The sequence below is a fragment of the Limimaricola pyoseonensis genome (genome assembly GCF_900102015.1).
GTDB classification, from domain to species: domain Bacteria; phylum Pseudomonadota; class Alphaproteobacteria; order Rhodobacterales; family Rhodobacteraceae; genus Limimaricola; species Limimaricola pyoseonensis.
This window is the reverse complement of sequence record NZ_FNAT01000006.1, coordinates 81,278-105,488: the sequence shown is the minus strand read 5'-3', so window position 1 is coordinate 105,488 and position 24,211 is coordinate 81,278. Positions and strand designations below refer to the sequence as shown.

Annotated in this window: 19 protein-coding genes; 12 read left to right on the top strand and 7 right to left on the bottom strand. The window is 70.9% G+C overall.

Annotated features, from left to right (window positions below; genetic code table 11):
• Window positions 1-8: 8 nt before the first annotated feature.
• The 6 genes from BLT43_RS13395 to BLT43_RS13370 form a co-directional block, all read right to left on the bottom strand.
• Window positions 9-953, bottom strand: coding sequence for an alpha-E domain-containing protein (locus BLT43_RS13395; protein ID WP_090113618.1), 945 nt, complete (start codon window positions 951-953; stop codon window positions 9-11).
• Window positions 950-2,374: a circularly permuted type 2 ATP-grasp protein gene (locus BLT43_RS13390; protein WP_090113617.1), complete on the bottom strand. Its 1,425-nt coding sequence runs from the start codon at window positions 2,372-2,374 to the stop codon at window positions 950-952. Before BLT43_RS13390 ends, BLT43_RS13395 begins: the two co-directional genes overlap by 4 nt.
• A 230-nt stretch (window positions 2,375-2,604) precedes the next feature.
• Window positions 2,605-3,642 (bottom strand): AbrB family transcriptional regulator, encoded by a 1,038-nt coding sequence (locus BLT43_RS13385; RefSeq protein WP_090113615.1) that lies wholly within the window; start codon window positions 3,640-3,642, stop codon window positions 2,605-2,607.
• Between the two features lie 7 nt (window positions 3,643-3,649).
• Window positions 3,650-5,173, bottom strand: coding sequence for a tripartite tricarboxylate transporter permease (locus tag BLT43_RS13380; protein ID WP_090113614.1), 1,524 nt, complete (start codon window positions 5,171-5,173; stop codon window positions 3,650-3,652).
• Window positions 5,173-5,649, bottom strand: a complete 477-nt coding sequence (locus tag BLT43_RS13375; protein ID WP_090113612.1) for a tripartite tricarboxylate transporter TctB family protein — start codon at window positions 5,647-5,649, stop codon at window positions 5,173-5,175. Before BLT43_RS13375 ends, BLT43_RS13380 begins: the two co-directional genes overlap by 1 nt.
• A gap of 80 nt (window positions 5,650-5,729) precedes the next feature.
• Window positions 5,730-6,701 carry a Bug family tripartite tricarboxylate transporter substrate binding protein gene (locus tag BLT43_RS13370; protein ID WP_090113611.1) on the bottom strand — a complete coding sequence of 324 codons (972 nt, stop codon included), beginning with the start codon at window positions 6,699-6,701 and terminating at the stop codon, window positions 5,730-5,732.
• 168 nt (window positions 6,702-6,869) lie between these two features.
• On the opposite strand from BLT43_RS13370, the gene BLT43_RS13365 reads away from it, so the two are divergent.
• The 12 genes from BLT43_RS13365 (at window position 6,870) to BLT43_RS13310 (ending at window position 22,804) form a co-directional block, all read left to right on the top strand.
• Entirely contained in the window at window positions 6,870-7,538 is a 669-nt protein-coding gene (locus BLT43_RS13365) for a response regulator transcription factor (RefSeq protein WP_242652302.1), read from the top strand.
• Window positions 7,528-9,951, top strand: coding sequence for a sensor histidine kinase (locus BLT43_RS13360; RefSeq protein ID WP_242652299.1), 2,424 nt, complete (start codon window positions 7,528-7,530; stop codon window positions 9,949-9,951). Before BLT43_RS13365 ends, BLT43_RS13360 begins: the two co-directional genes overlap by 11 nt.
• Window positions 9,952-10,237: 286 nt before the next feature.
• Window positions 10,238-10,822, top strand: a complete 585-nt coding sequence (locus tag BLT43_RS13355; protein ID WP_090113606.1) for an ANTAR domain-containing response regulator — start codon at window positions 10,238-10,240, stop codon at window positions 10,820-10,822.
• Entirely contained in the window at window positions 10,819-11,991 is a 1,173-nt protein-coding gene (locus tag BLT43_RS13350; RefSeq protein WP_090113604.1) for an ABC transporter substrate-binding protein, read from the top strand. The genes BLT43_RS13355 and BLT43_RS13350 overlap by 4 nt, the downstream gene beginning before the upstream one ends.
• Window positions 11,992-12,252: 261 nt before the next feature.
• Window positions 12,253-13,620, top strand: a complete 1,368-nt coding sequence (locus tag BLT43_RS13345; RefSeq protein ID WP_090113603.1) for a CmpA/NrtA family ABC transporter substrate-binding protein — start codon at window positions 12,253-12,255, stop codon at window positions 13,618-13,620.
• Window positions 13,621-13,693: 73 nt separating this feature from the next.
• Window positions 13,694-14,776 (top strand): ABC transporter permease, encoded by a 1,083-nt coding sequence (locus BLT43_RS13340; protein WP_090113601.1) that lies wholly within the window; start codon window positions 13,694-13,696, stop codon window positions 14,774-14,776.
• Window positions 14,777-14,781: 5 nt separating this feature from the next.
• Window positions 14,782-16,467 carry an ABC transporter ATP-binding protein gene (locus BLT43_RS13335; protein WP_090113789.1) on the top strand — a complete coding sequence of 562 codons (1,686 nt, stop codon included), beginning with the start codon at window positions 14,782-14,784 and terminating at the stop codon, window positions 16,465-16,467.
• Window positions 16,468-16,472: 5 nt separating this feature from the next.
• A complete protein-coding gene (gene nirB, locus BLT43_RS13330; protein WP_090113600.1) occupies window positions 16,473-18,914 on the top strand; it encodes a nitrite reductase large subunit NirB in 2,442 nt (813 codons plus the stop codon).
• Window positions 18,911-19,243, top strand: coding sequence for a nitrite reductase small subunit NirD (gene nirD / locus BLT43_RS13325; RefSeq protein ID WP_090113598.1), 333 nt, complete (start codon window positions 18,911-18,913; stop codon window positions 19,241-19,243). Before nirB ends, nirD begins: the two co-directional genes overlap by 4 nt.
• The gene (locus BLT43_RS13320; RefSeq protein ID WP_090113597.1) at window positions 19,240-21,882 is read left to right on the top strand and encodes a nitrate reductase; all 2,643 of its coding nucleotides are present in this window, start codon (window positions 19,240-19,242) and stop codon (window positions 21,880-21,882) included. Before nirD ends, BLT43_RS13320 begins: the two co-directional genes overlap by 4 nt.
• A gap of 389 nt (window positions 21,883-22,271) precedes the next feature.
• A complete protein-coding gene (locus BLT43_RS13315) occupies window positions 22,272-22,502 on the top strand; it encodes a type II toxin-antitoxin system CcdA family antitoxin (RefSeq protein WP_090113595.1) in 231 nt (76 codons plus the stop codon).
• Window positions 22,503-22,504: 2 nt separating this feature from the next.
• Entirely contained in the window at window positions 22,505-22,804 is a 300-nt protein-coding gene (locus tag BLT43_RS13310; protein ID WP_090113594.1) for a CcdB family protein, read from the top strand.
• 333 nt (window positions 22,805-23,137) lie between these two features.
• Here the strand turns inward: BLT43_RS13310 and BLT43_RS13305 are convergent, their stop codons facing one another.
• Window positions 23,138-24,211, bottom strand: a complete 1,074-nt coding sequence (locus tag BLT43_RS13305; RefSeq protein ID WP_090113592.1) for an ABC transporter ATP-binding protein — start codon at window positions 24,209-24,211, stop codon at window positions 23,138-23,140.

Below are 24,211 nucleotides of genomic sequence, written 5' to 3'. Positions count from 1 at the left end.
GGCCGCCATCAGCGGTAGAACCTGTAGTCGATCTCGACCTGGCTGCTCAGCGACGCGATGCAGCCCTGGAAATCGACCAGGAACTCGTGCAGCCCGGACTGGAAGATCGCGTCGATCGGCTGCGCGAGCTTCTTGTCGTTCATGTCGGCGACCACCTCATGCGAGTGCATCCGCGCGCCGTAATCCTCGGCGAGGTAGTCGAGGTTCTCGCGCAGCTTGCGGGCGCAGAAGGCGAGGCTGCGCGGCATGGTGCGGTCGTGGATCAGGAACTCGGCGATCTCGCGCGGGCGCAGCTGCTGGCCGAAGCGCATCCGGTAGGCGCCGATGCCCGAGACCGAGCGCAGGATCGTCTCCCACTGGATGTCGTCGAGCCGCGAGCCCACCGCCGAGGAGGCGGGCAGCAGCACGAAATACTTCACGTCGAGGATCCGCGCCGTGCAGTCGGCGCGCTCGGTGAACATGCCGAGCCGGCAGAAGTCGTAGACGTCGTTGCGCAGCATGGTGCCGTGGGTGGCGCCGCGGACGAAGGCGGCGCGCTGGCGCACCAGCCGCAGCACGTCCTGAAGTTCGCGGTCGCCGATCCGCCGCGCCATGGCCTGCTTGAGCGTGATGTAGGCCTCGTTCACCGCCTCCCAGACCTCGCGGGTGAGCGCGGTGCGCACCACGCGGGCGTTGTCGCGCGCCGTCGTGACCACCGACAGCACCGACGAGGGGTTGTCGGCGTCGCGCAGCATCCAGTCGATCGCGAGATCGCGGCGCAGCTCGTCATGCTTGGCGCGGTAGCCGTCATAGGTGCCCGCGGCCTGCAGCACGCTGGCCCATTCGTCGTCGTCGGAGGAGCGGGTCAGCGCGATGCGCTGGCCGACCTCGACCATGCGCGCGGTGTTCTCCGAGCGCTCGAGGTAGCGGAACATCCAGTAGAGCCCGCCCGCTGTCTTGCCCAGCGTCGTCATTCCTCGAGCACCCAGGTGTCCTTGGTGCCGCCGCCCTGGCTGGAATTGACCACCAGCGACCCCTTCTTCAGCGCGACCCGCGTCAGCCCGCCCGGTGTGATCGTCACCCCCTCGGGCGAGACCAGCACGAAGGGCCGCAGGTCGACATGGCGCGGCGCGAGGCCGGCGCGGGTGAAGATCGGCACGGTCGAGAGCGACAGCGTTGGCTGGGCGATGTAGTTGCCGGGCCGGGCCTTGAGCTTGTCGCGGAAGGCCGAGAGTTCCTTCTTCGAGGCGGCCGGCCCGATCAGCATGCCGTAGCCGCCGGAGCCGTGCACCTCCTTGACCACCAGCTCCGACAGGTTGTCGAGCACGTAGGCGAGCGCCTCCTTCTCGGCGCAGCGCCATGTGGGGACGTTCTTCAGGATCGCCTTCTCGCCGGTGTAGAACTCGACGATCTCGGGCATGTAGGAATAGATCGCCTTGTCGTCGGCGATGCCGGTGCCGGGCGCGTTGGCCAGCGTCAGCCCGCCCGCGCGGTACACGTCCATGATCCCCGGCACGCCGAGCGCGCTGTCGGGGTTGAAGTTCAGCGGGTCGATCCAGTCGTCGTCGACCCGGCGGTAGAGCACGTCGATCGGCTGGTAGCCCTGCGTGGTGCGCATCGCCAGCCGCCCGTCGACCACCCGCAGGTCGTGCCCCTCGACCAGCTCCACCCCCATCTTGTCGGCGAGGAAGCTGTGTTCGTAATAGGCGGAGTTGAAGCTGCCGGGCGTCAGCACCGCGACCACCGGCTTGCCGTTGGCGTGGCCCGGAGCCGAGGCGCAGAGCGAGCGGTGCAGCATCGCCGGGTAGGAGGAGACCTGCCGCACCCGGGTCTTCATGAAGAGCTCGGGGAACATGGCGAGCATGGTCTCGCGGTTCTCGAGCATGTAGCTCACGCCCGATGGCGTGCGGGCGTTGTCCTCGAGCACGTAGAACTCGTCCTCGTCGGTGCGAACGAGGTCGGTGCCGACGATGTGGGTGTAGACGCCGCCGGGCGGGTCGACGCCGATCATCTCGGGCAGGAAGGCGGCGTTGCGGGCGATCGCCTCGACCGGCACGCGGCCGGCGCGCAGGATCTCCTGCCGATGGTAGATGTCGTGCAAAAAGGCGTTGATCGCCCGGACGCGCTGCTCGATGCCGCGCGACAGCCGGTCCCATTCGCGGCCCGAGATCACGCGGGGCACGATGTCGAAGGGGATCAGCCGCTCGCCCGCGGCCTTGTCGCCATAGACGTTGAAGGTGATGCCGGTCAGCCGGAACAGCGCCTCGGCCTCGCGCGCCTTGCGGCGCAGCCGGCCCGGATCCTCCTGGCTGAACCAGCCCTCGATCGCGGTGTAGGGGGCGCGTGGCGTTTCGCCATGGCCCCACATTTCATCGAAGGTCGCGGAATCGCTCATGTCTTGACGTTACGACGGAAGTCGGTTTCGCCAAATACCCTGCGTCGTCCCGGCTCCGAATGGCACGGCTTCGCGTCCGCCTGCCTGCAGATTGCCCGGCAATTGATTGAAGAGCCTCGATATTGGGCAATGCCTGCATGTGCAGGGCGACCGGCCGGTGAAGGTTCGGGTCCGGCCGCCCGGCGGTTCGGGGCGTGAGGCCGCCGCGCGGCCGGTCTTCGGGCGATACCTCAGGAAGCGGGCTTACGGCTTTGTTTTCCAAGCAGGATCGGCATCAGGCCCACGAGAATCAGGATCCGGGCGAAATGATGCGCGGCGACGAAGGCCGGGTCGTAGCCGAGCGCGAGGCCGATCGCGGCCATGGCCTCGACGCCGCCCGGCGCGTAGGCGACCCAGAGTTGGCCGAAGGGCAGCCCGGTCAGCAGATGCGCGATGAAGGCGAAGCCGAGCGACAGGCCGAGCGCGGTGGCGACCACCGCGGCGCCCGCGCCCGACAGGCTCCACAGCGCCTTCGGCTTGACCGAGGAGAGCCGCGTGCCGAGCACGGTGCCGGTGATCGCGAAGCCGAGGAAGATCGCCCAGCCCGGCGCGGTGCCCGTGGCCAGCCCCGAGACATGGCTCCCTGCGCTGACCAGCATGCCGCCGAGCAGGCAGGCCGCCGGGATGCCGCGCCGCGCGCCGAGCCGGCCGAGGCCGAGCGCGAGCAGGACCAGCGCCGCGAGCATCGGCAGCGGCATGTCGGGGGACGGGGCGGTACCGGCCTGCGGCGCGTCGAGCGCGATGGCCAGCGGCGGCACCAGCATCACCAGGATCAGCAGCCGCATCAGTTGCAGCGCCATCACCGCCGTGGCGTCGCCGCGCCCGTCGAGCGCGATGGCGATGGCGTTCGACATGGTGCCGGGCGAGCTGGCCAGCACCGCCGTGTCGCCGTCATGGCCGAACAGCCGCGTCAGCAGCAGCCGGCCGGTCAGCACCGTCGCCACCAGCGCCACGGCGAGGAGCGCGAGGCTGACCGACCAGGCCGGGAGCTGCGCGAGGATATCCGCGTCGACCCCGGCCCCGAGCGACACGCCGATCAGCGCGAAGGCGAGGTCGCGCAGGCGCGGCGCGACGGCGAGCCTGAGGCGCAGCGCCGCCGCCGCCGCGACCGCGAGGGTCGCGCCGATCAGCGGCCCGGCCGGAACGCCGAGGAGGGCGGCGACCGCCGCCCCCCCGAGGCCCAGACCGGCCGCCGCGAGGTGCGGCCGGATCCTGTGGATGGCCGGCATGCCGGGCTCAGTTCCCGGCGCCGACCGGGGCGCCCTCGGGGCGCGGCCGGTTGCGGCGCGCGAGCCAGATCGGCAGCACCACCACCAGCACGGCGAGGCCGTAGAGCGTCAGGCTCTTCCAGTCGGCGACGAGGATGCCCCAGTCGCCGCCCGAGATCGACAGCGCCCGGCGCAGGTTGTTCTCGAACAGCCCGCCCAGCACGAAGCCGAGGATCACCGGCGCCAGCGAGAAGTCGAGCTTGCGCAGGAACCAGCCGAACAGGCCGAGACCGGTGATCAGCAGCAGGTCGAACGGGTTGCCGACGATGGTGTAGATACCGATGAAGGCGAGGATCGCGATCAGTGGCGTCAGGTAGTGCTGCGGGATGGTCAGCATCCGCGCGAACAGCCCGACCAGCGGCAGGTTGATGACTAGAAGCGCCACGTTGCCGAGATACATCGAGGCGATCAGGCCCCAGGCGATCTCGGGCCGCTGCGCGAACATCATCGGGCCGGGCTGGATGTTGAACATCAAAAGCGCGCCCAGCAGGATCGCGGTGGTGCCCGAGCCGGGGATGCCCAGCGTCAGCATCGGCACCATGGCGCCGCCGGCGGCGGCATTGTTGGCCGCCTCGGGCGCGGCGAGGCCGCGCATGTCGCCCTTGCCGAAGGTGCCCTCGGTGTCGGAGATCCGCTTCTCGGTGCCGTAGGCCACGGCCGAGGCGACCGAGGCGCCGGTGCCGGGCAGGATGCCGATGAAGAAGCCGATGACCGAGCAGCGCAGGATCGTCCACTTGGTCCTGGCGAGGTCGGTCATCCGCACGAAGCTGCTGTCGACCGGCAGGGTCCTGAGCTTGCCCGAGACCTGCTGCTCGACCAGGGTCAGCAGTTCGGCCATGCCGAACAGGCCCACCACGACGATCAGGAAGTCGATGCCGGCGAGGATGTCGGGGATGCCGAAGGTGTAGCGCGCCACGCCGGTGTTGGCGTCGATGCCGATGGTGGCGAGCATCAGGCCGATCACCGCGCCGAGCAGCGTCTTGGTCGGGTTCTTGCCGACCAGAGAGGCCAGCGACGCGAAGGCGAAGACCATCAGCGCGACGTAGTCGGCCGGCGAGAAGGTCACCGCGAAGGTGGCGAGCAGCGGCGCGAAGAGCGACATCAGCACCACCGCGAAGGTGCCGCCGGCGAAGCTCGCCACGGCCGAGAGCGACAGCGCGCGACCGGCCTCGCCGTTGCGGGCCATCGGGTTGCCGTCGAGCGTGGTCATCACCGCGCCGGCGTCGCCCGGCACGTTGAGCAGGATCGACGAGATCCGGCCGCCGTACTCGGCGCCGTAATAGATGCCGGCGAGCAGGATCAGCGCCGATTCCGGCGGGAAGCCGAGGCCGTAGGCGATCGGCAGCAGGATCGCCACGCCGTTGATCGGGCCGATGCCCGGCAGAGCGCCGATCAGCGTGCCGAAGAAGCAGCCCAGAAGGACCAGCATCAGGTTGAACGGGTCGAGGGCGACGGCGAAGCCGGTCGCGAGACCCGAGAGAACGGCGTCCATCAGCCTTCCTCCTCGGTTGCGGTTTCGGTCTCGGTGAAAGCGGCCTCGACCAGCTCGCCCAGCGGCAGGTTCAGCCCGAGCAGGCTGGCGCAGACCAGATAGCCGATGATCCCGGCGGCAAGGCCGAAGCCGGCGGCCCGCAGCCGCGGCGCGCCGAGCATCAGCGCCATGACGGTGCCGTAGAGGAAGGTCGCGACCACGAAGCCCAGCGGCTCGTAGAGCTCGGCATAGGCGATCAGCGCGAGCACGGTGGCGGCGAGGCGGAACCAGACCTGCCGGGCGATGCCGAGCGCCTCGGTGTCGGGCTTCCACAGGATGCCCGCGATGCAGGCGAGCGCGACGACGGCAAGGATGCGCGGCCAGCTCTCGGGGCCGAGGGGGTCGTATTGGAACGGGGCGCTGATGGCGGTGAAGGCGATGGCCGCATAGGCCATGGTCACGGCCAGAAGCACCCCGGCGAAGATCCGGTCGGCCATCGGGGCCTCCTCTTCGTTGCGGGGTGACTGGAAGGGGTCGGGGGCCGATCCGGAGACCGGCCCCCGTTCCGGGGAGGAACTCAGTTGATCAGGCCGGCCTCGGAAGCGACGCCACTCAGCCGCGCGACGCTGTCGGCGATGGCGGCCTCCAGCTCGGCCCCGGCGAGGTTCAGCGGCAGCAGGCCTTGCGCCTTCTGGACCTCGGCCCATTCCGGCGTCGCGTAGGCCGCCTCGAAGGCGTCGACCCACTTGGCGTAGTCTGCGTCGGAGGTCTCGCCGCCCATGTAGAAGCCGCGCAGGATCGTCCATTCGAGGTCGAAGCCCTGCTCGATCGCGGTCGGGATCTCGGCGAAGGGCTCGTCGAGCCGCTCGGGCGACATCACCCCGAGGATGCGCATCTGGCCGCTTTCGAGATGCGAGACCATCTCGCCGACATCGCCCAGATAGACCTCGATCGAGCCGCCGAGCAGCGCCGCGATCGCGTCGCCGCCGCCGTCGAAGGCGACGTAGCGCATGTCCATCGGCGCGCCGCCGGTCTCGCGGATCAGCAGGGCGCCCTTCATCCAGTCCTGCGAGCCGACCGAGCCCCCGGCACCGACCACGACGCTGGCCGGGTCGGAGCCGAGATCGGCCATCAGCCCGGCGAGGTCCTGGTACTCGCTGTCGGCGCGCACCACGACGGCGCCGAAATCGGCCCCGGCGGTGGCGACCCAGCGCACGTCCTGCTCGGTGAAGGCGCCGTACTTGCCGGTGACGATGTTCAGAAGCGAGCCGGTCGAGAAGGCGACGATGGCCGAGGCGTCGTCGGTGCGGGTGGTGTTGAACATGTTGTAGGCCACGGCGCCGATGCCGCCGGGCATGAAGGTGACCTGCATCGGCGCCGTCAGATGCGGCTCGAGGCCCTTCTGGGCGACGCGGCAGGTCAGGTCGAAGCCGCCGCCGGGGTTGGCGGGGGCCACGCATTCGGGGGTGCGGATGTCGCTCTGGGCGAGCGCGGGCGCGGCGACGCTCATGGCCACGGCGAGCGCCGTGCCGATGCGGGCAAGAGTCATTCGGTTGTCCTCCCTCGGAACCTTGTCGTCGCGGGGTCCTCTCCCCGGACGGCGCCACCATGCGCGCGGATCGCTGAGCGGGCCCTGACGCGAAGCTGACCGGAGGCTGACACGGGTGCGGCGCGGCTTCTCGCGGCGGCGCGGGGCGGCTATCGTCGCGCCATGCGGATGCTTCTGGTGGAGGACAACGACGACCTGGCGGAGACGATCATGGATCGGCTCCGGGCCGAGGGGCATTCGGTCGACCGCGAGCGCGACGGCGAGGAGGCCAACGCGCTCTTGCGCCACGCCGGCTTCGACATCGTGCTGCTCGACGTCAACCTGCCGGGCCGCAGCGGCTACGAGGTGCTGCGCTCGCTGCGCTCGCGCGGAGACGACACGCCGGTGATGATCCTGACCGCGCGCAGCCAGATCGACGACCGGGTGATCGGGCTGGATGCCGGGGCCGACGACTACATGGTCAAGCCGGTCGATTTCCGCGAGCTCTCGGCCCGCTGCCGGGTGCTCGCCCGACGCCGCGCCGGCAGCGCCAGCAACCTCTTCGCCGCCGGGCCGCTGAGCTTCGACCGCGCCGCCAAGCGCGCGACGATCCATGGCCGCGACGCGCAGCTTCGGGCGCGCGAGATCCAGCTGCTCGAGATCCTGATCGACAACATGGGCCGGATGCTGACCAAGGAGGAGGTGGCCGACCGGCTCTACACCTTCGAGGAGACGCCGAGCCTGAACGCGGTCGAGCAGCTGGTGACCCGGCTGCGCCGCAGGCTCGAGGGCACGCCATTGGTGATCAAGACCGCACGCGGCCTCGGCTACATGGCCTATGTCGCCGATGACGACTGAGCCGGGCGGCCGCTCGCTGCAGCGACGGCTGCTGGCCTCGATGGCGGCGGGCTTCGCGGTGCTGCTGCTGCTGATCTCGCTCTTGCTCTGGGCCTATGCGCGGGGTGCTGCGAACCGCACCTACGACCTGCTGCTGGCCGGGGCGGCGCTGGCGATCCTCGAGCGGACCTCATTCGCGGCCGAGGGGCCGACGGTCGACCTGCCGCATTCGGCGATGGAGATCCTCGCGCTCAACCCCGACGACCGGGTCGCCTACCGGGTCTTCTCGCCGAGCCGCGGCGAGATCACCGGCACGGCGGCGCTGCCCGAGCCGGGCCGGGCGCTCGACGACGCGCCGCATTTCTACGACGCCGAGATCGACGGCACGCCGTTCCGGCTGGTGTCGCAGGGCCGCCGCCTGACCGCGCCCGAGGGGCGCGAATGGGTCGGCGTGCAGGTCGGCCAGACCGTCGAGGCGCGGCGCGCGCAGCAGTGGTCGCTGTTTCTCAACGGCATGGCGGGGCTGGCCGTGGTCTCGCTGATCGGGCTCGGCTTCGTCTGGCTGGCGATCCGCCGCTCGCTCGCGCCGCTGCGCCAGATCGAGCGGGCGCTGCGCCACCGCGAGCCGGCCGACCTGTCGCGGGTCGAGGGGCGGCCTCCGCGCGAGATCCGCGGGCTGTTCGACGCGATCAACGGCTTCATCTCGCGCCTCGGCCAGAGCCGCGCCCTGACCGAGAGCTTCATCGCCGACGTGGCGCACCAGACCCGCACCTCGCTCTCGGCGTTGCAGGGGCACCTGTCGCTCGCCTCCGACGCCACCGGCTACGACGAGATGCGGGCCCGCGTGCTCAAGGCCGACCGGCAGGCGCAGCGCACCGTGCGGCTGACCAACCAGCTTCTGGCCAACGCCATGGTGATCCACCGCTCCGACCGCGGCAGCCTCGCGCCGCTCGCCCTGCGGCCGCTGGTGCGCGACACGCTGGCCGAGATGCTGCGCGACAGCCGGCTGCGGCGCCTCGCGCTCAGCTTCGAGGACGAGGGGCTGGGCGAAGGCGGCGACCGGATCGCCGGCGACCCGGTGTCGATCCGCGAGGCGCTGCGCAACCTGATCGACAACGCGGTCCGGCACGGCCCGGCGGAGAACACGGTCGTGGTCCGGCTGGCGGAGGCGGGCACCGAGGTCGTGCTGAGCGTCGAGGATGCCGGGCCGGGCATCGCCGAGGCCGACCTGCCACGCGCGACGCAGCGCTTCACCTCGATCTCGCGCGAGACGGCGGGCTCGGGGCTCGGCCTGTCGATCGTCGGGGCGGTGGCCGAGGGCCATGGCGGGCGGCTGGAGCTTGGCCGCTCAAGGCTCGGCGGGCTGCGGGCGGCGCTGGCCTTTCCCCGGCTGATGGCGCTGCTGCTCTTCGGGGTCTGGGCCGCCGCGCTCGCGCCGCCCGCCGCGCGCGCCGAGACGCTGAACATCTTCAGCGCCACGGACGGCCCGGCCATGGCGCCGCTGATCGCCGCCTTCGAGGCGCGCAACCCGGGCCTCAGCGTGAGCTACAGCGAGTTCCAGACCCTGACGCTGCACCGGGCGCTGCTCGACGTCGCGCCGGGCGCGATGCCGGACCTGGTGATCTCATCGGCCATGGACCTGCAGGTCGACCTCGTCAATCGCGGGCTGGCACGCCGGCTGGACCTGCCAAACGAGCTGCGCCCGCCCGACTGGGCGGCGTGGCGCTCGGAGCTCTTCGGCTTCACCTTCGAGCCGGCCGCCATCGTCTACGACCGCAGGCGTCTCGCCGAGGACGAGCTGCCGCGCAGCCATCGCGACCTCGCGAGCTTCGTGCGCGACAACGAGGCCCGGCTTTCGGGCCGGATCGGCGGCTACGACCTGCGCGGATCGGGGATCGGCTATCTCTTCGCGACGCAGGACGCGATCCAGGGTCCGCAGGCGCAGCGCCTGGCCGAGGCCTTCGGGCGCGCCGACCTGCGCAGTTTCTGCTGCACCGCGCAGATGGTCGAGGCCACGGCCGAGGAGGAGATCGCCTTCGCAGTCAACGTCATCGGCTCCTACGCCGCGGCCTTCGCGGCGGACAGGCCCGAGGTGGGGCTGCACTTTCTCGACGACTACAACCTCGTGATGACCCGGACGGCCTTCGTGCCGCTGGCCGCACCGCGCCCCGACCTCGGCGCGCGGTTCATGATTTTCCTGCTGTCGGACGAGGGGCAGGGCCTTCTCGCGACGCGCACGCCGCTCATCCCGATCCGCCCGCCCGCGGGCGTCGAGACGCCGATCCTGCACCAGATCGAGGCGCAGCGCGGCAGCTTCCTTCCGATCCGGCTGGGGCCGGGGCTCCTGACCTATCTCGACCGGCTGAAGCGCGAGCAGTTCCTCTCCGGCTGGGACGCGTCGCTGGGGCGGGCGGTCGACGGTCACGCGCCCTGACGTCCTACGGCGCGCGCGGCGCGGTGATGCCGGGGCGGCGACGAGGCGTGGGGTCCGTCGACGCTGCCGGCTGGACCCGGACAGCGCCGGATGACTCCGGGCCAAGCCGACCTTGTCGGCGTCTCTTGTGGCCTGCCTGCCGGGCCGAACTCGCAACGCCTGTTTTTCCGGCGATCCCGGCCGGGGGCGCCGTTCGATCGGGCAGATGCGTCCTCGGCAGCCTGCACCCCCGCCGCGGGGACGAGCCCGCTTGACCGCGCCCGCCGCTTCGCAAGATGCATCGCGCATGGGCGACAGGCTGAGCATCGTGGTGGTCGAGGCCGATCGGGAGCGGGCGCATCTGATCGTCGACAGCCTGCGCGGCACCGGCGACCACAACATCCGGGTCATCGCCGAGCCGAGCCGGCTGGCGCGCTGCATCGCCGAGGCCGACCCCGACATCGTGCTGATCGACGTCGCCGACCCGTCGCGCGACATGCTCGAGGAGCTGGCGCTCGCCTCCGGGCCGCTCGACCGGCCCGTGGCGATGTTCGTCGATCGCAGCCGTCAGGGGCTGGCCAAGGCGGCGGTCGAGGCCGGGGTCTCGGCCTATGTCGTCGACGGGCTGCGCCCCGAGCGGCTGACGCCGGTGCTCGACGCCGCGATGGCGCGGTTCCAGATGTTCCGGCAGATGCGCAGCGAGCTGGCCGCGACGCGCCGCGCGCTCGAGGAGCGCAAGACCATCGACCGGGCGAAGGGCATCCTGATGAAGGCGCGCGGCATCGACGAGGGCGAGGCCTACGCGCTGCTGCGCCGCACCGCGATGGACCAGAACCGGCGCATGGCCGACGTGGCCGAGGCGCTGGTCACGGCGGCGGGGCTGCTTTCATGAGCCTGCCGCGGCTCTCGGTCGGCTTCATGCCGCTGGTCGACGCCGCGCCGGTGATCGTGGCGCGGGAAATGGGCTTCGCGCGGGCCGAGGGGCTCGCCATCGAGCTGCACCGCGCGCCCTCGTGGTCGAGCCTGCGCGACATGCTGGCCTTCGAGGCGGTGGACGCGGCACAGATGCTGTCGCCGGTGCCGGTCGCGACCGCGCTTGGCTTGGGCGGCGCGGGCGTGCCGCTGCAGGCGCTCTCGGTGCTGTCGGTCAACGGCAACGTGATCGGGGTCAGCCGCGAGCTGGCCGCGCGGCTGCGCGGCGCAGGCCACGGCTTCGGCTTCGACGACGCGCGCGCGGCGGGCGAGGCGCTCTTCGCGGTGCGCGACGCGCCGCTCCGGGTCGGGGTGCCGTTCCCCTTCTCGATGCATTTCGAGCTGATCCGCTACTGGCTCGACGCGGTCGCGCCTGGCCGGGCGGTCGAGATCCGCACCGTTCCGCCGCCGCTGATGGCCGAGGCGATCGGCGCGGGCGAGATCGACGCCTTCTGCGTCGGCGAGCCCTGGGGCTCGATCGCGGTCGAGACCGGCGTGGGCGAGCTGCTGCTGCCCGGCCGGGCGATCTGGGCCGGGGCGCCGGAAAAGGTGCTGGCGGTCCGCGCCGGCCGGGCCGAGGCGGAGCCCGCGCGCTTCGGCGCGCTGGTCCGGGCGCTGTGGCGGGCCGGGCGCTGGCTGGGCCAGCCGGGCAGCCGGACGACGGCGGCCGAGCTTCTGAGCCGGCCGGAATACCTGAACGTGCCGGCCGAGATCATCGACCGGGCGCTGACCGGGCGGCTGACGATCTCGGGCCGTGGCGAGGGGCGGCATGTCGAGGGGCTGGTCGCGTTCCACGGCGGGGCGGCGGGCTTTCCCTGGCGCAGCCAGGCCGCCTGGATCGGCCGGCGCATGGCGGCGCGGGCCGGGCTCGATCCGCAGGCGGCCGACGCCGCGGCGCGGGCGGTGTTTCGCAGCGATCTGCACCGGCAGATGCTTTCGGGCATCGGCGCGGTGCTGCCCGGCGCGTCCGAGAAGATCGAGGGCGCGGTCGAGTCGGACCGTCCGGTGGCGGCCGAGGACGGCACGCTCGTCCTGCGGCGGGACCGGTTCTTCGACGGCCGGGTTTTTGACCCCTCGCGCCCCGACTGACCAAATTTTCGGCAAAGCCGCGCCTGACCCCGAGATTGCCACGCCGCGCTGCGGCATTGCCCTTGCGGCATGACGGCAGGGCGGGTCAGCTGGGCACGTGGGCAGGCAACGACGTCTGGCCGACCGAATTCTCCCAGCGACTGGGCGATCTGGAGCAAAGCCGCTCGACCGTTTCGCGACATCCGTCGCGCGATGAGTCGGCGGCTTTTTTGGTTTTTGCCCGGAGCTTCCCCCCCGGGCCCTGAGACGGGAACGACGCGCATGACACGGCTGACCGCGATCCTCGCCACCACCACCTGCCTCGCCGCACCGGCTTCGGCCGAGATGCTGCCACTGGAGAAGGACGAGCTGACCTTCGGCTTCATCAAGCTCACCGACATGGCGCCGCTCGCGGTGGCCTACGAGCAGGGCTACTTCTTCGACGAGGGGCTGTTCGTCACGCTCGAGGCGCAGGCCAACTGGAAGGTGCTGCTCGACGGCGTCATCGACGGCCAGCTCGACGGCGCGCACATGCTGGCGGGCCAGCCGCTCGCCGCGACCATCGGCTACGGCACCGAGGCGCATATCGTCACGCCGTTCTCGATGGACCTCAACGGCAACGGCATCACCGTGTCGAACGAGGTCTGGGCCGAGATGAAGCCCAACGTGCCTCTCGACGCCGAAGGCCGGCCGCAGCACCCGATCTCGGCCGCGGCCCTGAAGCCGGTGATCGAGGCCTACCGGGCCGAGGGCCGGCCCTTCAACATGGGCATGGTCTTCCCGGTCTCGACCCACAATTACGAGCTGCGCTACTGGCTCGCCGCCGGCGGCATCGAGCCGGGCTACTATTCCGAGCAGAACACCACCGGCCAGATCGGCGCCGAGGCGCTTTTGTCGGTGACGCCGCCGCCGCAGATGCCCGCGACGCTCGAGGCCGGGACGATCTACGGCTACGCCGTGGGCGAACCGTGGAACCAGCAGGCCGTGGCCATGGGCATCGGCGTGCCGGTGATCACCGATTACGAGCTGTGGAAGAACAACCCCGAGAAGGTCTTCGGCCTCACTGCCGAGTTCGTCGAGGAAAACCCCAACACCACGCTCGCCGTCACCAAGGCGCTGATCCGCGCGGCCATGTGGCTCGACGAGAACGACAACGCCAACCGCGCCGAGGCGGTCGAGATCCTGTCGCGCCCCGACTATGTCGGCGCCGACCCGGAGGTGATCGCCGCCTCAATGACCGGCACCTTCGAATACGAGAAGGGCGACGTGCGCGAGGTGCCGGACTTCAACACCTTCTTCCGGCATCACGCCACCTATCCCTTCTACTCGGACGCGGTGTGGTACCTCACCCAGATGCGCCGCTGGGGCCAGATCGCCGAGGCGCGGCCCGACAGCTGGTACGACGAAGTCGCCCGCTCGGTCTACAAGCCCGAAATCTACCTCGAGGCCGCCCGGATGCTGGTCGAGGAAGGGCTGGCGGACGAGGCCGACTTCCCGTGGGACAGCGACGGCTACAAGGCGCCGACGCCCGCCGCCGACATCATCGACGGCATCCCCTACGACGGCCGCAGCCCCAACGCCTATCTCGACAGCCTGCCGATCGGGCTGAAGGGCGACCAGCGGGTCGTCGGCACCGAGATCCAGGGCTGAGGCCCCGCGCGGGGCCCGGCGCGGGCCCCGCCTCCAGACATTCTCCGCAGACCCCAACCCCGGAGCACTCCCCATGACCGCGATCGACCCCACCGCACTCGAGGCCGACCGGCGCGAAGCGCGCCGTGCCCGCCTCGCCGCGAGGCTCGGCGCCGCCGACCGCTGGTTCCAGGTCCTCGGCCTGGCCTGGCTGACCCCGCTGATCCGCGCCGCCGCCGGCGACGACCCCCGCGCCCAGATGCGCGAGGTCTGGCGGCTCCTGGGCGTGCCGCTTCTGGCCATCGCGGGCTTCCTCGCGCTCTGGGCCATGCTGGCGCCGCAGGTGCAGACCTCGCTCGGCGCGATCCCCGGGCCGGGGCAGGTCTGGCACGAGGCGGTGGGCCTGCACGAGGACGCCGCGCGCACCGCCGAGAAGGAGGCCCGCTTCGAGGAGCAGGTGGCCCTGCGCAACGAGCGGCTGGTCGAGCAGGGCCGCGCGGACGAGGTCAAGGAGATCGCCTTCACCGGCGCGCCGTCCTATTACGACCAGATCGGCACCTCGATCCTGACCGTGTTCTTCGGCTTCCTGGTGGCGAGCGTCGTGGCGATCCCGCTCGGCATCCTTGCCGGTCTTTCGGCCACCGCCAACGCCGCGCTCAACCCGCTGATCCAGATCTTCAAGCCGGTCTCGCCGCTGGCGTGGCTGCCGATCGTCACCATGGTGGTCTCCGCGCTCTCGGCGGGCGGCGAGGGGCTCTTCGCCAAGTCGTTCCTGGTCTCGGCGATCACCGTCACGCTCTGTTCGCTCTGGCCCACGCTGATCAACACCGCGCTCGGCGTGGCGCAGGTCGACCGCGACCTCGTCAACGTCTCCAAGGTGCTGAAGATGAGCCCGCGCGCCAAGATCACCAAGCTGGTGCTGCCCTCGGCGCTGCCGCTGATCTTCACCGGCCTGCGGCTGTCGCTCGGCGTCGGCTGGATGGTGCTGATCGCGGCGGAGATGCTGGCGCAGAACCCCGGCCTCGGGAAGTTCGTCTGGGACGAGTTCCAGAACGGCTCGTCGTCCTCGCTGGCGCGGATCATCGTCGCGGTGCTGACCATCGGCCTGATCGGCTTCCTGCTCGACCGGGTGATGCTCGCGCTGCAATCGCTCTTCACCCACGCCCCGAACCGGTGATCGCCATGACCCCCATTCTCAAATTCGACACCGTCTCCAAGGGCTTCGGCGAAGGCAAGTCGCGCAAGGAGGTGCTCAAGGGCATCGATCTCGACGTGGCCGAGGGCGAGTTCGTGGCGATCCTCGGCTTCTCGGGCAGCGGCAAGTCGACGCTGATGAACCTGATGGCCGGGCTGGTCATGCCCGACCAGGGCGCCGTGACCTTCAAGGGCCAGCCCGTCGCCGGCCCCGGCCCCGAGCGCGGGCTGGTGTTCCAGAGCTACTCGCTGATGCCGTGGCTCACGGTCGCGGGCAACGTCATGCTCGCGGTCGAGGCGGTGCACCCGAAGCTGTCGAAGGCCGAGAAGGCCGCCAAGGCGCAGCGCTACATCGAGATGGTCGGCCTCGGCCATGCCACGGGCCGGCGCCCGGCGGAGCTGTCGGGCGGCATGCGCCAGCGCGTCTCGGTCGCCCGCGCGCTCGCCATGGAGCCCGAGGTGCTGCTGCTCGACGAGCCGCTCTCGGCGCTCGACGCGCTGACGCGCGCCAACCTCGCCGACGAGATCCTCGAGATCTGGGAGCGCGAGCGCACCACCTGCGTGCTGATCACCAACGATGTCGACGAGGCGATCCTGCTCGCCGACCGGATCGTGCCGCTCAACCCCGACGGCACGTTGGGCGAGGCGGTGAAGGTGCGCCTGCCGCGGCCGCGCGACCGGGCGGCGATGAACTCCGACCCGGCCTTCAAGGCGCTGCGCGCGCAGGTCACCGGCTACCTGATGGATGTCGGCATCCAGTCCCGCGCCGAGGCCACGCGCCGGCTGCCGGACATCCGCCCCGTGCATGACCTGCCCGCCGCGCAGAAGCAGGCGCAGGAGGGGCTGATCGCGGAGCGCTTCCTCGACTTCAGCCAGCTCCACAAGGTCTACCCGACGCCGAAGGGCCCGCTCACCGTGGTCGAGGACTTCAATCTCAAGATGAACCGCGGCGAGTTCATCTCGCTGATCGGCCATTCCGGCTGCGGCAAGTCGACGGTTCTGACCATGGCCGCCGGTCTCAACGAGATCTCCAAGGGCGCAATCAAGCTCGACGGCCGCCATGTCGAGGGCGCCGATCCCGAGCGCGCGGTGGTGTTCCAGAGCCCCTCGCTCTTCCCGTGGCTCACCGCGCGCGAGAACGTCGCGGTCGGCGTCGACCGGGTCTATCCCCGCGCCAGCCAAGGCGAGCGGCAGGAGGTGGTCGAGCACTACCTCGAGCGCGTGGGCCTGGGCGACGCGATGGACCGCATGGCCTCCGAGATGTCGAACGGCATGCGCCAGCGGGTCGGCATCGCCCGGGCCTTCGCGCTCTCGCCCAAGCTGCTCCTGCTCGACGAGCCCTTCGGCATGCTCGACAGCCTCACCCGCTGGGAGCTGCAGGAGGTGCTGATGGAGGTCTGGGACCGCACCAAGACCACCGCCATCTGCGTCACCCACGACGTCGACGAGGCGATCCTCCTGGCCGACCGGGTGGTGATGATGACCAACGGACCCCGCGCCACCATCGGCAAGATCGTCGACGTGAAGCTGCCGCGCCCGCGCACGCGCAAGGCGCTTCTGGAGCATGCCGACTACTACCACTACCGGCAGGAGGTGCTCGATTTCCTCGAGGAGTACGAGCACGGCCGCGACCCCCGTCAGAAACCGGCGCCGAGCGCCATCGCAGCGGAGTGACCGCCATGACCAAGAAACTCGTCGTCATCGGCGCCGGCATGGCCTCGGGCCGGATGCTGGAGCACCTGTTCGAGGACGCGCCGGGCAACTGGGACGTCACCCTCTTCAACGCCGAGCCGCGCGGCAACTACAACCGGCTGATGCTGTCGCCGGTGCTGTCGGGCGAGAAGACCTTTGCCGAGATCGTCACCCATGACGCCGACTGGTACGACGCCCACGGCGTCACCTGCCGCTTCGGCGAGCGGGTGGTCGAGATCGACCGCGCGGCCAAGGTCGTGGTCGGCGAGAAGGGCGAGGTGGCCTATGACAAGCTGGTCGTCGCCACCGGCTCCGACCCCTTCATGATCCCGCTGCCGGGCCACGACCTCGACGGGGTGATCCCCTATCGCGACCTCGAGGACACCGAGCGGATGATGCGGTTGTCGGAGACGCCCGGCGCCAGGGCCGTGGTGATCGGCGGCGGGCTGCTGGGCCTCGAGGCCGCCGCCGGCATGGCCGCGCGCGGCGTCGACGTGACCGTGGTGCACCTGATGGGCCACCTGATGGAGCGCCAGCTCGACGAGGCGGCGGGGTATCTCTTGCGCCGGGCGCTGGTCGAGAAGGGCATCACCGTGCGCTGCGCGGCGAACTCCAAGCAGATCCTCGGCGAGAACGGCCATGTGAAGGCGCTCCTGCTCGACGACGGCACCGAGCTGCCCTGCGACCTGCTGGTCATGGCGGTGGGCATCCGGCCCAGCGTGGCGCTGGCGAAATCCGCGGGCCTCGCGGTCGGGCGCGGCGTGCATGTCGACGACCAGATGGTGACGTCCGATCCCGACGTGCTGGCCCTTGGCGAATGCGTCGAGCATGACGGCGCCGTCTTCGGCCTCGTGGCGCCCCTTTACGATCAGGCCAAAGTTCTGGCCGAGACGCTGATGGGCCGCGCGGCCGCGTTCCGGCCCAAGGAGGTGGCGACCAAGCTCAAGGTCACGGGCTGCGACCTGTTCTCGGCCGGCGACTTCGCCGAAGGAGAAGGCCGCGAGGACATCGTCTTCCGCGACCCCGCGCGCGGCGTCTACAAGCGGCTCGTGCTCGAGGGCCCCCGCCTCGTCGGCGCGGTGATGTATGGCGACACCGCCGACGGCGCGTGGTTCCACGGTCTCATCAAGGACCGCGAGGACGTCTCGGAGATGCGCGAGACGCTGATCTTCGGCCCGGCCTTCCAGGGGGGCGCGCAGGCGGACCCTATGGCGGCCGTTGCAGCCTTACCGGCTGACGCAGAGATCTGCGGCTGCAACGGCGTCTGCAAGGGCCGGATCGTCGAGGCCGTGGAAGGCGGGGCTGCGACCATCGAGGACGTCCGCGCCGTGACCAAGGCGTCGGGTTCCTGCGGCACCTGCACCGGGCTGGTCGAGCAGGTCATGGCGCTGTCCTTGGGCGACGATTTCGTCATGCCCACGGCCAAGCCGGTCTGCGGCTGCACCGACCTCACCCATGAGGATGTCCGCCGCCTGATCAAGGCGCAGGAGCTGAAGTCGCAACCCGCCGTCTGGCAGGAGCTGGGCTGGAGCACGCCCAATGGCTGCCATGTCTGCCGCCCGGCGGTGAACTACTACCTGCTGGCGGACTGGCCGCTCGAATACCAGGACGACCCGCAGAGCCGCTTCGTCAACGAGCGCAACCACGCCAACATCCAGAAGGACGGCACCTATAGCGTGGTGCCGCGCATGTGGGGCGGGCTGACCAATGCGCGCGAGCTGCGCGCCATCGCCGATGCCGCCGACAAGTACGGCGTGCCCACCGTCAAGGTCACGGGCGGCCAGCGCATCGACCTGCTGGGCGTGCGCAAGGAAGACCTGCCCGCCATGTGGGCCGACCTGAACCGCGCCGGGCTGGTCTCGGGCCACGCCTATTCCAAGGGGCTCCGGACGGTGAAGACCTGCGTCGGCCGCGAGCATTGCCGCTTCGGCACGCAGGACAGCACCGGGCTCGGTGTGCGGCTGGAGAAGCGGCTCTGGGGGGCGTGGACGCCGCACAAGGTCAAGCTCGGCGTCTCGGGCTGCCCCCGCAACTGCGCCGAGGCGACCTGCAAGGATCTCGGCATCGTCTGCGTCGACAGCGGCTTCGAGATCGGCGTCGGCGGCGCGGCGGGCATGGACCTCAAGGAGATCCAGCCGCTGGTCAAGGTCGCGACGGAAGGCGAGGCCGAGGAATGGTCGGTCGCCTTCGTGCAGCTCTACCGCGAGCACGCCAAGTATCTCGACCGGCCCTACAAGTGGATCGCCAAGGTCGGCATGGACTGGGTGCGCGAGGCGCTCTCGGATCCGGCCGAGCGCGCGGCGCTCGTCGCCCGTTTCGACCTGAGCCAGACGATCTACCAGAAGGACCCATGGGCCGAGCGGGCCGAGCCGGCGCAGGCGCGCCGCTTCCAGCCGCTCGCCGATCTCACGCTGGAGGCCGCGGAATGAGCTGGATCGATATCGGAGCCGTCGAGGACATCCCGCTGCGCGGCGCGCGGCTGGTGAAGACGCCGGTGGGCTGCGTGGCGCTGTTCCGCACCGGCGAGAACGAGGTCTTCGCCGCCTCGGACCGCTGCCCGCACAAGGGCGGGCCGCTGTCCGAGGGCATCGTGCATGGCCGCGCCGTCACCTGCCCGCTGCACAACTGGGTGTTCGACCTCGAGACCGGCCGGGCGCAGGGCGCCGACGAGGGATCGATCCCGACCTACCCGCTGCGGGTGGAGGACGGCCGGCTGCTGATCGACGGCGAGGCGGTGGGCCGCAGGGCGGCGGCATGAGCGCGGCGCAGCCTTCCGCGCAGCCGGGCGAGATCCGCACCACCTGCGCCTATTGCGGCGTCGGCTGCGGCGTGCTGGCGCGGCCGGACGGGCAGGGCGGCGTCGCGGTCCGGGGCGACCCGGACCACCCGGCCAATTGCGGCCGGCTCTGCTCCAAGGGCGCGGCCCTGGGCGAGACCGTGGGGTTCGAGGACCGGCTGCTGTACCCGATGGTCAATGGCGCGCGCGCCGGCTGGGACGACGCGCTGCAGCAGGTGGCCGACCGGTTCCGCCAGACCATCGCCGAACACGGGCCCGACAGCGTCGCCTTCTACGTCTCGGGGCAGATGACCACCGAGGACTACTACGTCGCCAACAAGCTGATGAAGGGCTTCATCGGCTCGGCCAATATCGACACCAATTCGCGGCTCTGCATGGCCTCGACCGTGGCGGGCCACAAGCGCGCCTTCGGCACCGACACGGTGCCGGGCACCTACGAGGACCTCGAACTGGCCGACCTCGTGGTGCTGACCGGCTCGAACCTCGCATGGTGCCACCCGGTGCTCTACCAGCGCCTCGCCGCCGCGCGGGCGACGCGCGGCACCAAGGTGGTGGTGATCGACCCGCGCCGCACCGCGAGTTGCGACATCGCCGACCTGCATCTGCCGCTCGCGCCCGGCTCGGACGTGGCGCTGTTCAACGCGCTGCTCTCCGAGATCGACCGGCGCGGCGCCGGCGACGCCGGCTTCGCGCGCCATCTCGACGGGCTGCAGGAGGCGCTCGCCGCCGCCCATGCCGACGACCCGGCGGCCACCGGGCTCGACCCGGCGCAGATCGCCGAATTCTGCGACCTGTGGATCGGGACCGAGAAGGTCGTCACCGTCTTCAGCCAGGGAGTGAACCAGTCGAGTTCGGGGACCGACAAGGTCAACGCCATCCTCAACTGCCACCTCGCGACGGGTCGCATCGGCCGCCCCGGCATGGGGCCCTTCAGCGTCACCGGCCAGCCCAACGCGATGGGCGGGCGCGAGGTGGGCGGGCTCGCCAACGCGTTGGCCTGCCATCTCGACATCGAAACGGCGGCGCATCGCGACGCGGTGCGCGCCTTCTGGAACGCCCCCGCCATGCCCGAGGGGGCCGGTCTCAAGGCCGTGGACATGTTCCGCGCCGTCGAGCGCGGCGAGATCAAGGCGCTCTGGATCATCTGCACCAACCCCGCCGTCTCGATGCCCGAGGCCGACCGGGTGCGCGCGGCCATCGCCGGCTGCGACTTCGTGGTGGTGAGCGACGTCACCGCCCGCACCGATACGGCACGGCTCGCGCAGGTGCTCCTGCCCGCCGCCGGCTGGGGCGAGCGCGACGGCACCGTCACCAACTCCGACCGCACGGTCAGCCGCCAGCGCGCCTTCATGGCGCCGCCGGGCGAGGCGCGGCCCGACTGGGCGATCCTCGCCGAGGTCGGCCGCCGCATGGGCTGGGCGGAGGCCTTCGGCTGGGACGGCCCGGCGGCGGTGCTGCGCGAACACGCGGCGCTGTCGGGCGTCGCGGCCGGGTTCGGGCTGGATTTCGACATCACCGGCCTCGCCGACATCAGCGAGGCCGGTTACGCCGCGATGGCGCCGCGGCGCTGGCCCGTGAGCGCCACGGCACTGGGCGGGCGCTTCTTCGGGGACGGACGGTTCTTCACGCCGTCTGGGCGCGGTCGGATGGTGCCGGTGACGGCCCGTCCGCCCATGGCCGCCCTGACGCCGGAGCGCCCCTTCCGGCTCAACACCGGTCGCGTGCGCGACCAGTGGCACACGATGACCCGCTCGGGCCGTTCGGCCCGGCTGTCGCGCCACATCGCCGAGCCCTTCCTCGAGATCCATCCCGACGATGCCGCCCGGGCGGGCCTCGCGCCGGCGGCTCTGGCCGAGGTGACGGGGCCGGGCGGGCGCGCGGTGCTCCGGGTGCTCGTCACCGACCGGGTCAGGCGCGGCGAGGTCTTCGCGCCGATGCACTGGAGCGGCGAGACCGCGCCCACGGGCCGCATCGACGCGCTGGTCGCCGCCGCCACCGACCCGGTCTCGGGCCAGCCCGAGAGCAAGGCCGCGGCGGTCGCGGTCGCGCCGTGGCGCGCCGGCTGGTTCGGCTTCGCGGCCAGCCGGTCGCGGCCCGAGCCGGGCTGCGACTACTGGTCCCGCGCGCGCGGCGAGAAGGGCTGGCGGCTGGAACTGGCGGGGGCGAAGGCGCCGGCCGATTGGGAGGCGGAGGCGCGCAAGCTGTTCGGCCTGCCCGACGCGCGGCTGTCGCGGGTCAGCGACCCGGCGCGCGGCCTCGAGCGGCTGGCCTTCCACGTGGACGGGCGGCTCGAGGCGGCGCTCTTCATCGCGCCCGAGCCGGTGGCGGTGGCACGTGAGCATCTCGCGGGGCTCCTGGGCGAAGGCGGCGGCCAGCCGCTCAGCGGCCGGCCCGGCGCCGACGCGCCCGATCCCGGCACGACGCTCTGCGCCTGTCTCAACGTCGGGGTCAACACCATCCTCACGGCGATCGAGAGCGGACGGGCATTGAGCGTCGAGGCGATCGGCGCCGCCCTCGGGGCGGGCACCAGCTGCGGCTCCTGCCGCCCCGAGATCGCGGCGCTGCTGGCGGCGGCGCGGCAGCCGGAGGCGGCGGAGTGACGGCGAAAGATCATGTTCGGACGGGGGACGGCATGGGTCCTGAGGAAACCTGGGAGAGCCGTGCCGAGGATCGCGCCCCCTTCTGGCCATGAAGCTGGCGCGCTGAACTGGCACGCGAGGAGCCTTACGGCATGTTGGCATCAGCATCCGCAAGCATGTCAGCCTGACTGTCGCCGCGACGATGAACGCAGCCCGGAAGGCCGGTGCTTAGTCTGTTGCACTCTGATTTAGCTATGTTTTTTGTCCGGCCTCGTGAGGCTCTCTCGCGCGGTGGACTGGACCGGCGATGTCCAAGACCCGTATGGTGAGACGGCGGGCATCGGCTCTGGACCTTGAGATACCGGAATGATGCGGTATATTCGAGGGTATCAGCTCATGGAGTAGGGACGATGTCGGCGACGGCGCGGAAATCGACAAGCATGACCCTTGATCGCGACCTGCTCGACGAGGCGAGGACCTTCGGGATCAACATCTCCCAAGCTGCCGAGAACGGCGTCCTCTCGGCGGTGCGGCGCGAACGTGCCCGCCGCTGGCGCGAGGAGAACGCGGGCGCCATCGCGGACTACAATGCGATGATCGAGACGGCCGGGGTGCCGCTGGCCCGCTTCCGCAAGTTCTGAGCATGGCCGCCCAGTACGACCTCTACCGCCTCGACGACGGCATGCTGGTCGTCATCCTGCAAAGCGATCTGCTCGACCAGCTGACCACGCGGGTGGTGGCGCCGCTTCTGCCGTCGGACAGCGTCACGCGGGTGATGAAGTCGCTTAATCCCGGCGTGACCGTCGGCGATACGGCCTATCTCGTGATGCCGCAGCTCGCGGCGACACTGACGGTGGCCGAGCTTGGCACGCGCATCGGCTCGCTGGGCATGCTGCGCGACGAGATCACCCGATCCATGGACGCGTTGCTGTCGGGCATCTGAGGTCGCGCTGCTCATCGCTGGTCTACCCAAGCTGCGCCATGGGTGTGCCTCCGATACTCTCACGAATGGCGACGAAGGCCGGCTGCCCGTCTGCTGGGCATCAGGCTGAGGTCGCCAGGCTTCGAGTGGCGGCGCTTCGGGTCGTGGATCAATTCGATGCCGCCGCGCGCGTTGGCCTGACCGCGATGGACCTCGCGGGTGGCGAGTGCTTTCCATCGCGGCCCGGTCCCGGGCATCGCCGGCGCGGCTCATCGCGCAGGCGATGCCGTGATCGTCAGGCGCGCCTTGGTGTCCGCTCGAAACCGGGGCCGGCTCGGCATCCGAAGGCGCGTGTCAGGGACTTCCCCTGAACAGATGCGTCTGCTCGGGCCGGAAGGTCAGGCTGACTTCGCGGCCCCGCTCGAACATCGCGTCCTCGGAGAGCGCGGCAATCAGCGGGCTGCCATCGGTCAGCTCGAGATCGACCACGGTCTCGGAGCCGAGCCGCTCGGTCAGCTTGACCTTGCCATGCAGCCTGCCCTCGGACGGATCGAGCGAGGGATGCAGGTATTGCGGCCTGAGGCCCAGCGTCAGCTTCTCGCCAGTGCGCACGTCATCGAGCTTGCAGGGCAGCTCGACCGGGTCGAGCGCCGGGTTCTTCACCACCGCATGGCCCGCGCGCGCCTCGGCCACCTCGACCTCGATCAGGTTCATCGAGGGCGCGCCGAGGAACTTGGCGACGAAGAGGTTGGCGGGGTTGTGGTAGAGATCCATCGGCGCGCCGACCTGCTGCACCTCGCCCTCCTTCAGCACCACGATCTTGTCGGCGAGCGTCATCGCCTCGACCTGGTCGTGCGTGACGTAGATCATCGTGGTCTTCAGCTCCTTGTGCAGCCGGCCGATCTCCATCCGCATGTCCATCCGGAGCGCCGCGTCGAGGTTCGACAGCGGCTCGTCGAACAGGAACACCTCCGGCTTGCGGGTGATCGCCCGGCCGATCGCGACGCGCTGGCGCTGGCCGCCCGACAGCTGGCTGGGCCGGCGGTCGAGCAGGTGCTCCATCTGCAGGATGCGCGCCGCCTCGGCCACGGCGGCCTCCTTCTCGGCCCTGGGCGCGCGGGCGACGGTCAGGCCAAAGCCGATGTTCTCGCGCACCGTCATGTGCGGGAAGATCGCGTAGGACTGGAACACCATGGCGATGCCGCGTTCCTTGGGCTGCACCTCGTTGACCACGCGGCCGCCGATCTCGAGCGTGCCGTCCGAGATCGTCTCGAGCCCCGCGATCATCCGCAAAAGCGTGGACTTGCCGCAGCCCGAGGGGCCCACGAAGACCACGAACTCGCCATCCTCGATCTCGAGGTCGACCCCCTTGATCACCTCCGTCGCGCCGTAGCGCTTGCGGATGTCCTTCAGCCTGACCGTCGCCAT

Bases quoted from the DNA above. Each gene is read 5' to 3' on its own strand.
- BLT43_RS13360 (WP_242652299.1), top strand. From the start codon at position 7,528: ATGACGACTGAGCCGGGCGGCCGCTCGCTGCAGCGACGGCTGCTGGCC.
- BLT43_RS13365 (WP_242652302.1), top strand. From the start codon at position 6,870: ATGCTTCTGGTGGAGGACAACGACGACCTGGCGGAGACGATCATGGAT.
- BLT43_RS13320 (WP_090113597.1), top strand. From the start codon at position 19,240: ATGAGCGCGGCGCAGCCTTCCGCGCAGCCGGGCGAGATCCGCACCACC.
- BLT43_RS13310 (WP_090113594.1), top strand. From the start codon at position 22,505: ATGGCCGCCCAGTACGACCTCTACCGCCTCGACGACGGCATGCTGGTC.
- BLT43_RS13350 (WP_090113604.1), top strand. From the start codon at position 10,819: ATGAGCCTGCCGCGGCTCTCGGTCGGCTTCATGCCGCTGGTCGACGCC.
- BLT43_RS13370 (WP_090113611.1), bottom strand. From the start codon at position 6,701: ATGACTCTTGCCCGCATCGGCACGGCGCTCGCCGTGGCCATGAGCGTC.
- BLT43_RS13385 (WP_090113615.1), bottom strand. From the start codon at position 3,642: ATGCCGGCCATCCACAGGATCCGGCCGCACCTCGCGGCGGCCGGTCTG.
- BLT43_RS13390 (WP_090113617.1), bottom strand. From the start codon at position 2,374: ATGAGCGATTCCGCGACCTTCGATGAAATGTGGGGCCATGGCGAAACG.
- BLT43_RS13345 (WP_090113603.1), top strand. From the start codon at position 12,253: ATGACACGGCTGACCGCGATCCTCGCCACCACCACCTGCCTCGCCGCA.
- BLT43_RS13335 (WP_090113789.1), top strand. From the start codon at position 14,782: ATGACCCCCATTCTCAAATTCGACACCGTCTCCAAGGGCTTCGGCGAA.
- nirD (WP_090113598.1), top strand. From the start codon at position 18,911: ATGAGCTGGATCGATATCGGAGCCGTCGAGGACATCCCGCTGCGCGGC.
- BLT43_RS13355 (WP_090113606.1), top strand. From the start codon at position 10,238: ATGGGCGACAGGCTGAGCATCGTGGTGGTCGAGGCCGATCGGGAGCGG.
- BLT43_RS13315 (WP_090113595.1), top strand. From the start codon at position 22,272: ATGTCGGCGACGGCGCGGAAATCGACAAGCATGACCCTTGATCGCGAC.
- BLT43_RS13375 (WP_090113612.1), bottom strand. From the start codon at position 5,649: ATGGCCGACCGGATCTTCGCCGGGGTGCTTCTGGCCGTGACCATGGCC.
- BLT43_RS13380 (WP_090113614.1), bottom strand. From the start codon at position 5,173: ATGGACGCCGTTCTCTCGGGTCTCGCGACCGGCTTCGCCGTCGCCCTC.
- BLT43_RS13340 (WP_090113601.1), top strand. From the start codon at position 13,694: ATGACCGCGATCGACCCCACCGCACTCGAGGCCGACCGGCGCGAAGCG.
- BLT43_RS13305 (WP_090113592.1), bottom strand. From the start codon at position 24,211: ATGGCGACGGTCAGGCTGAAGGACATCCGCAAGCGCTACGGCGCGACG.
- nirB (WP_090113600.1), top strand. From the start codon at position 16,473: ATGACCAAGAAACTCGTCGTCATCGGCGCCGGCATGGCCTCGGGCCGG.
- BLT43_RS13395 (WP_090113618.1), bottom strand. From the start codon at position 953: ATGACGACGCTGGGCAAGACAGCGGGCGGGCTCTACTGGATGTTCCGC.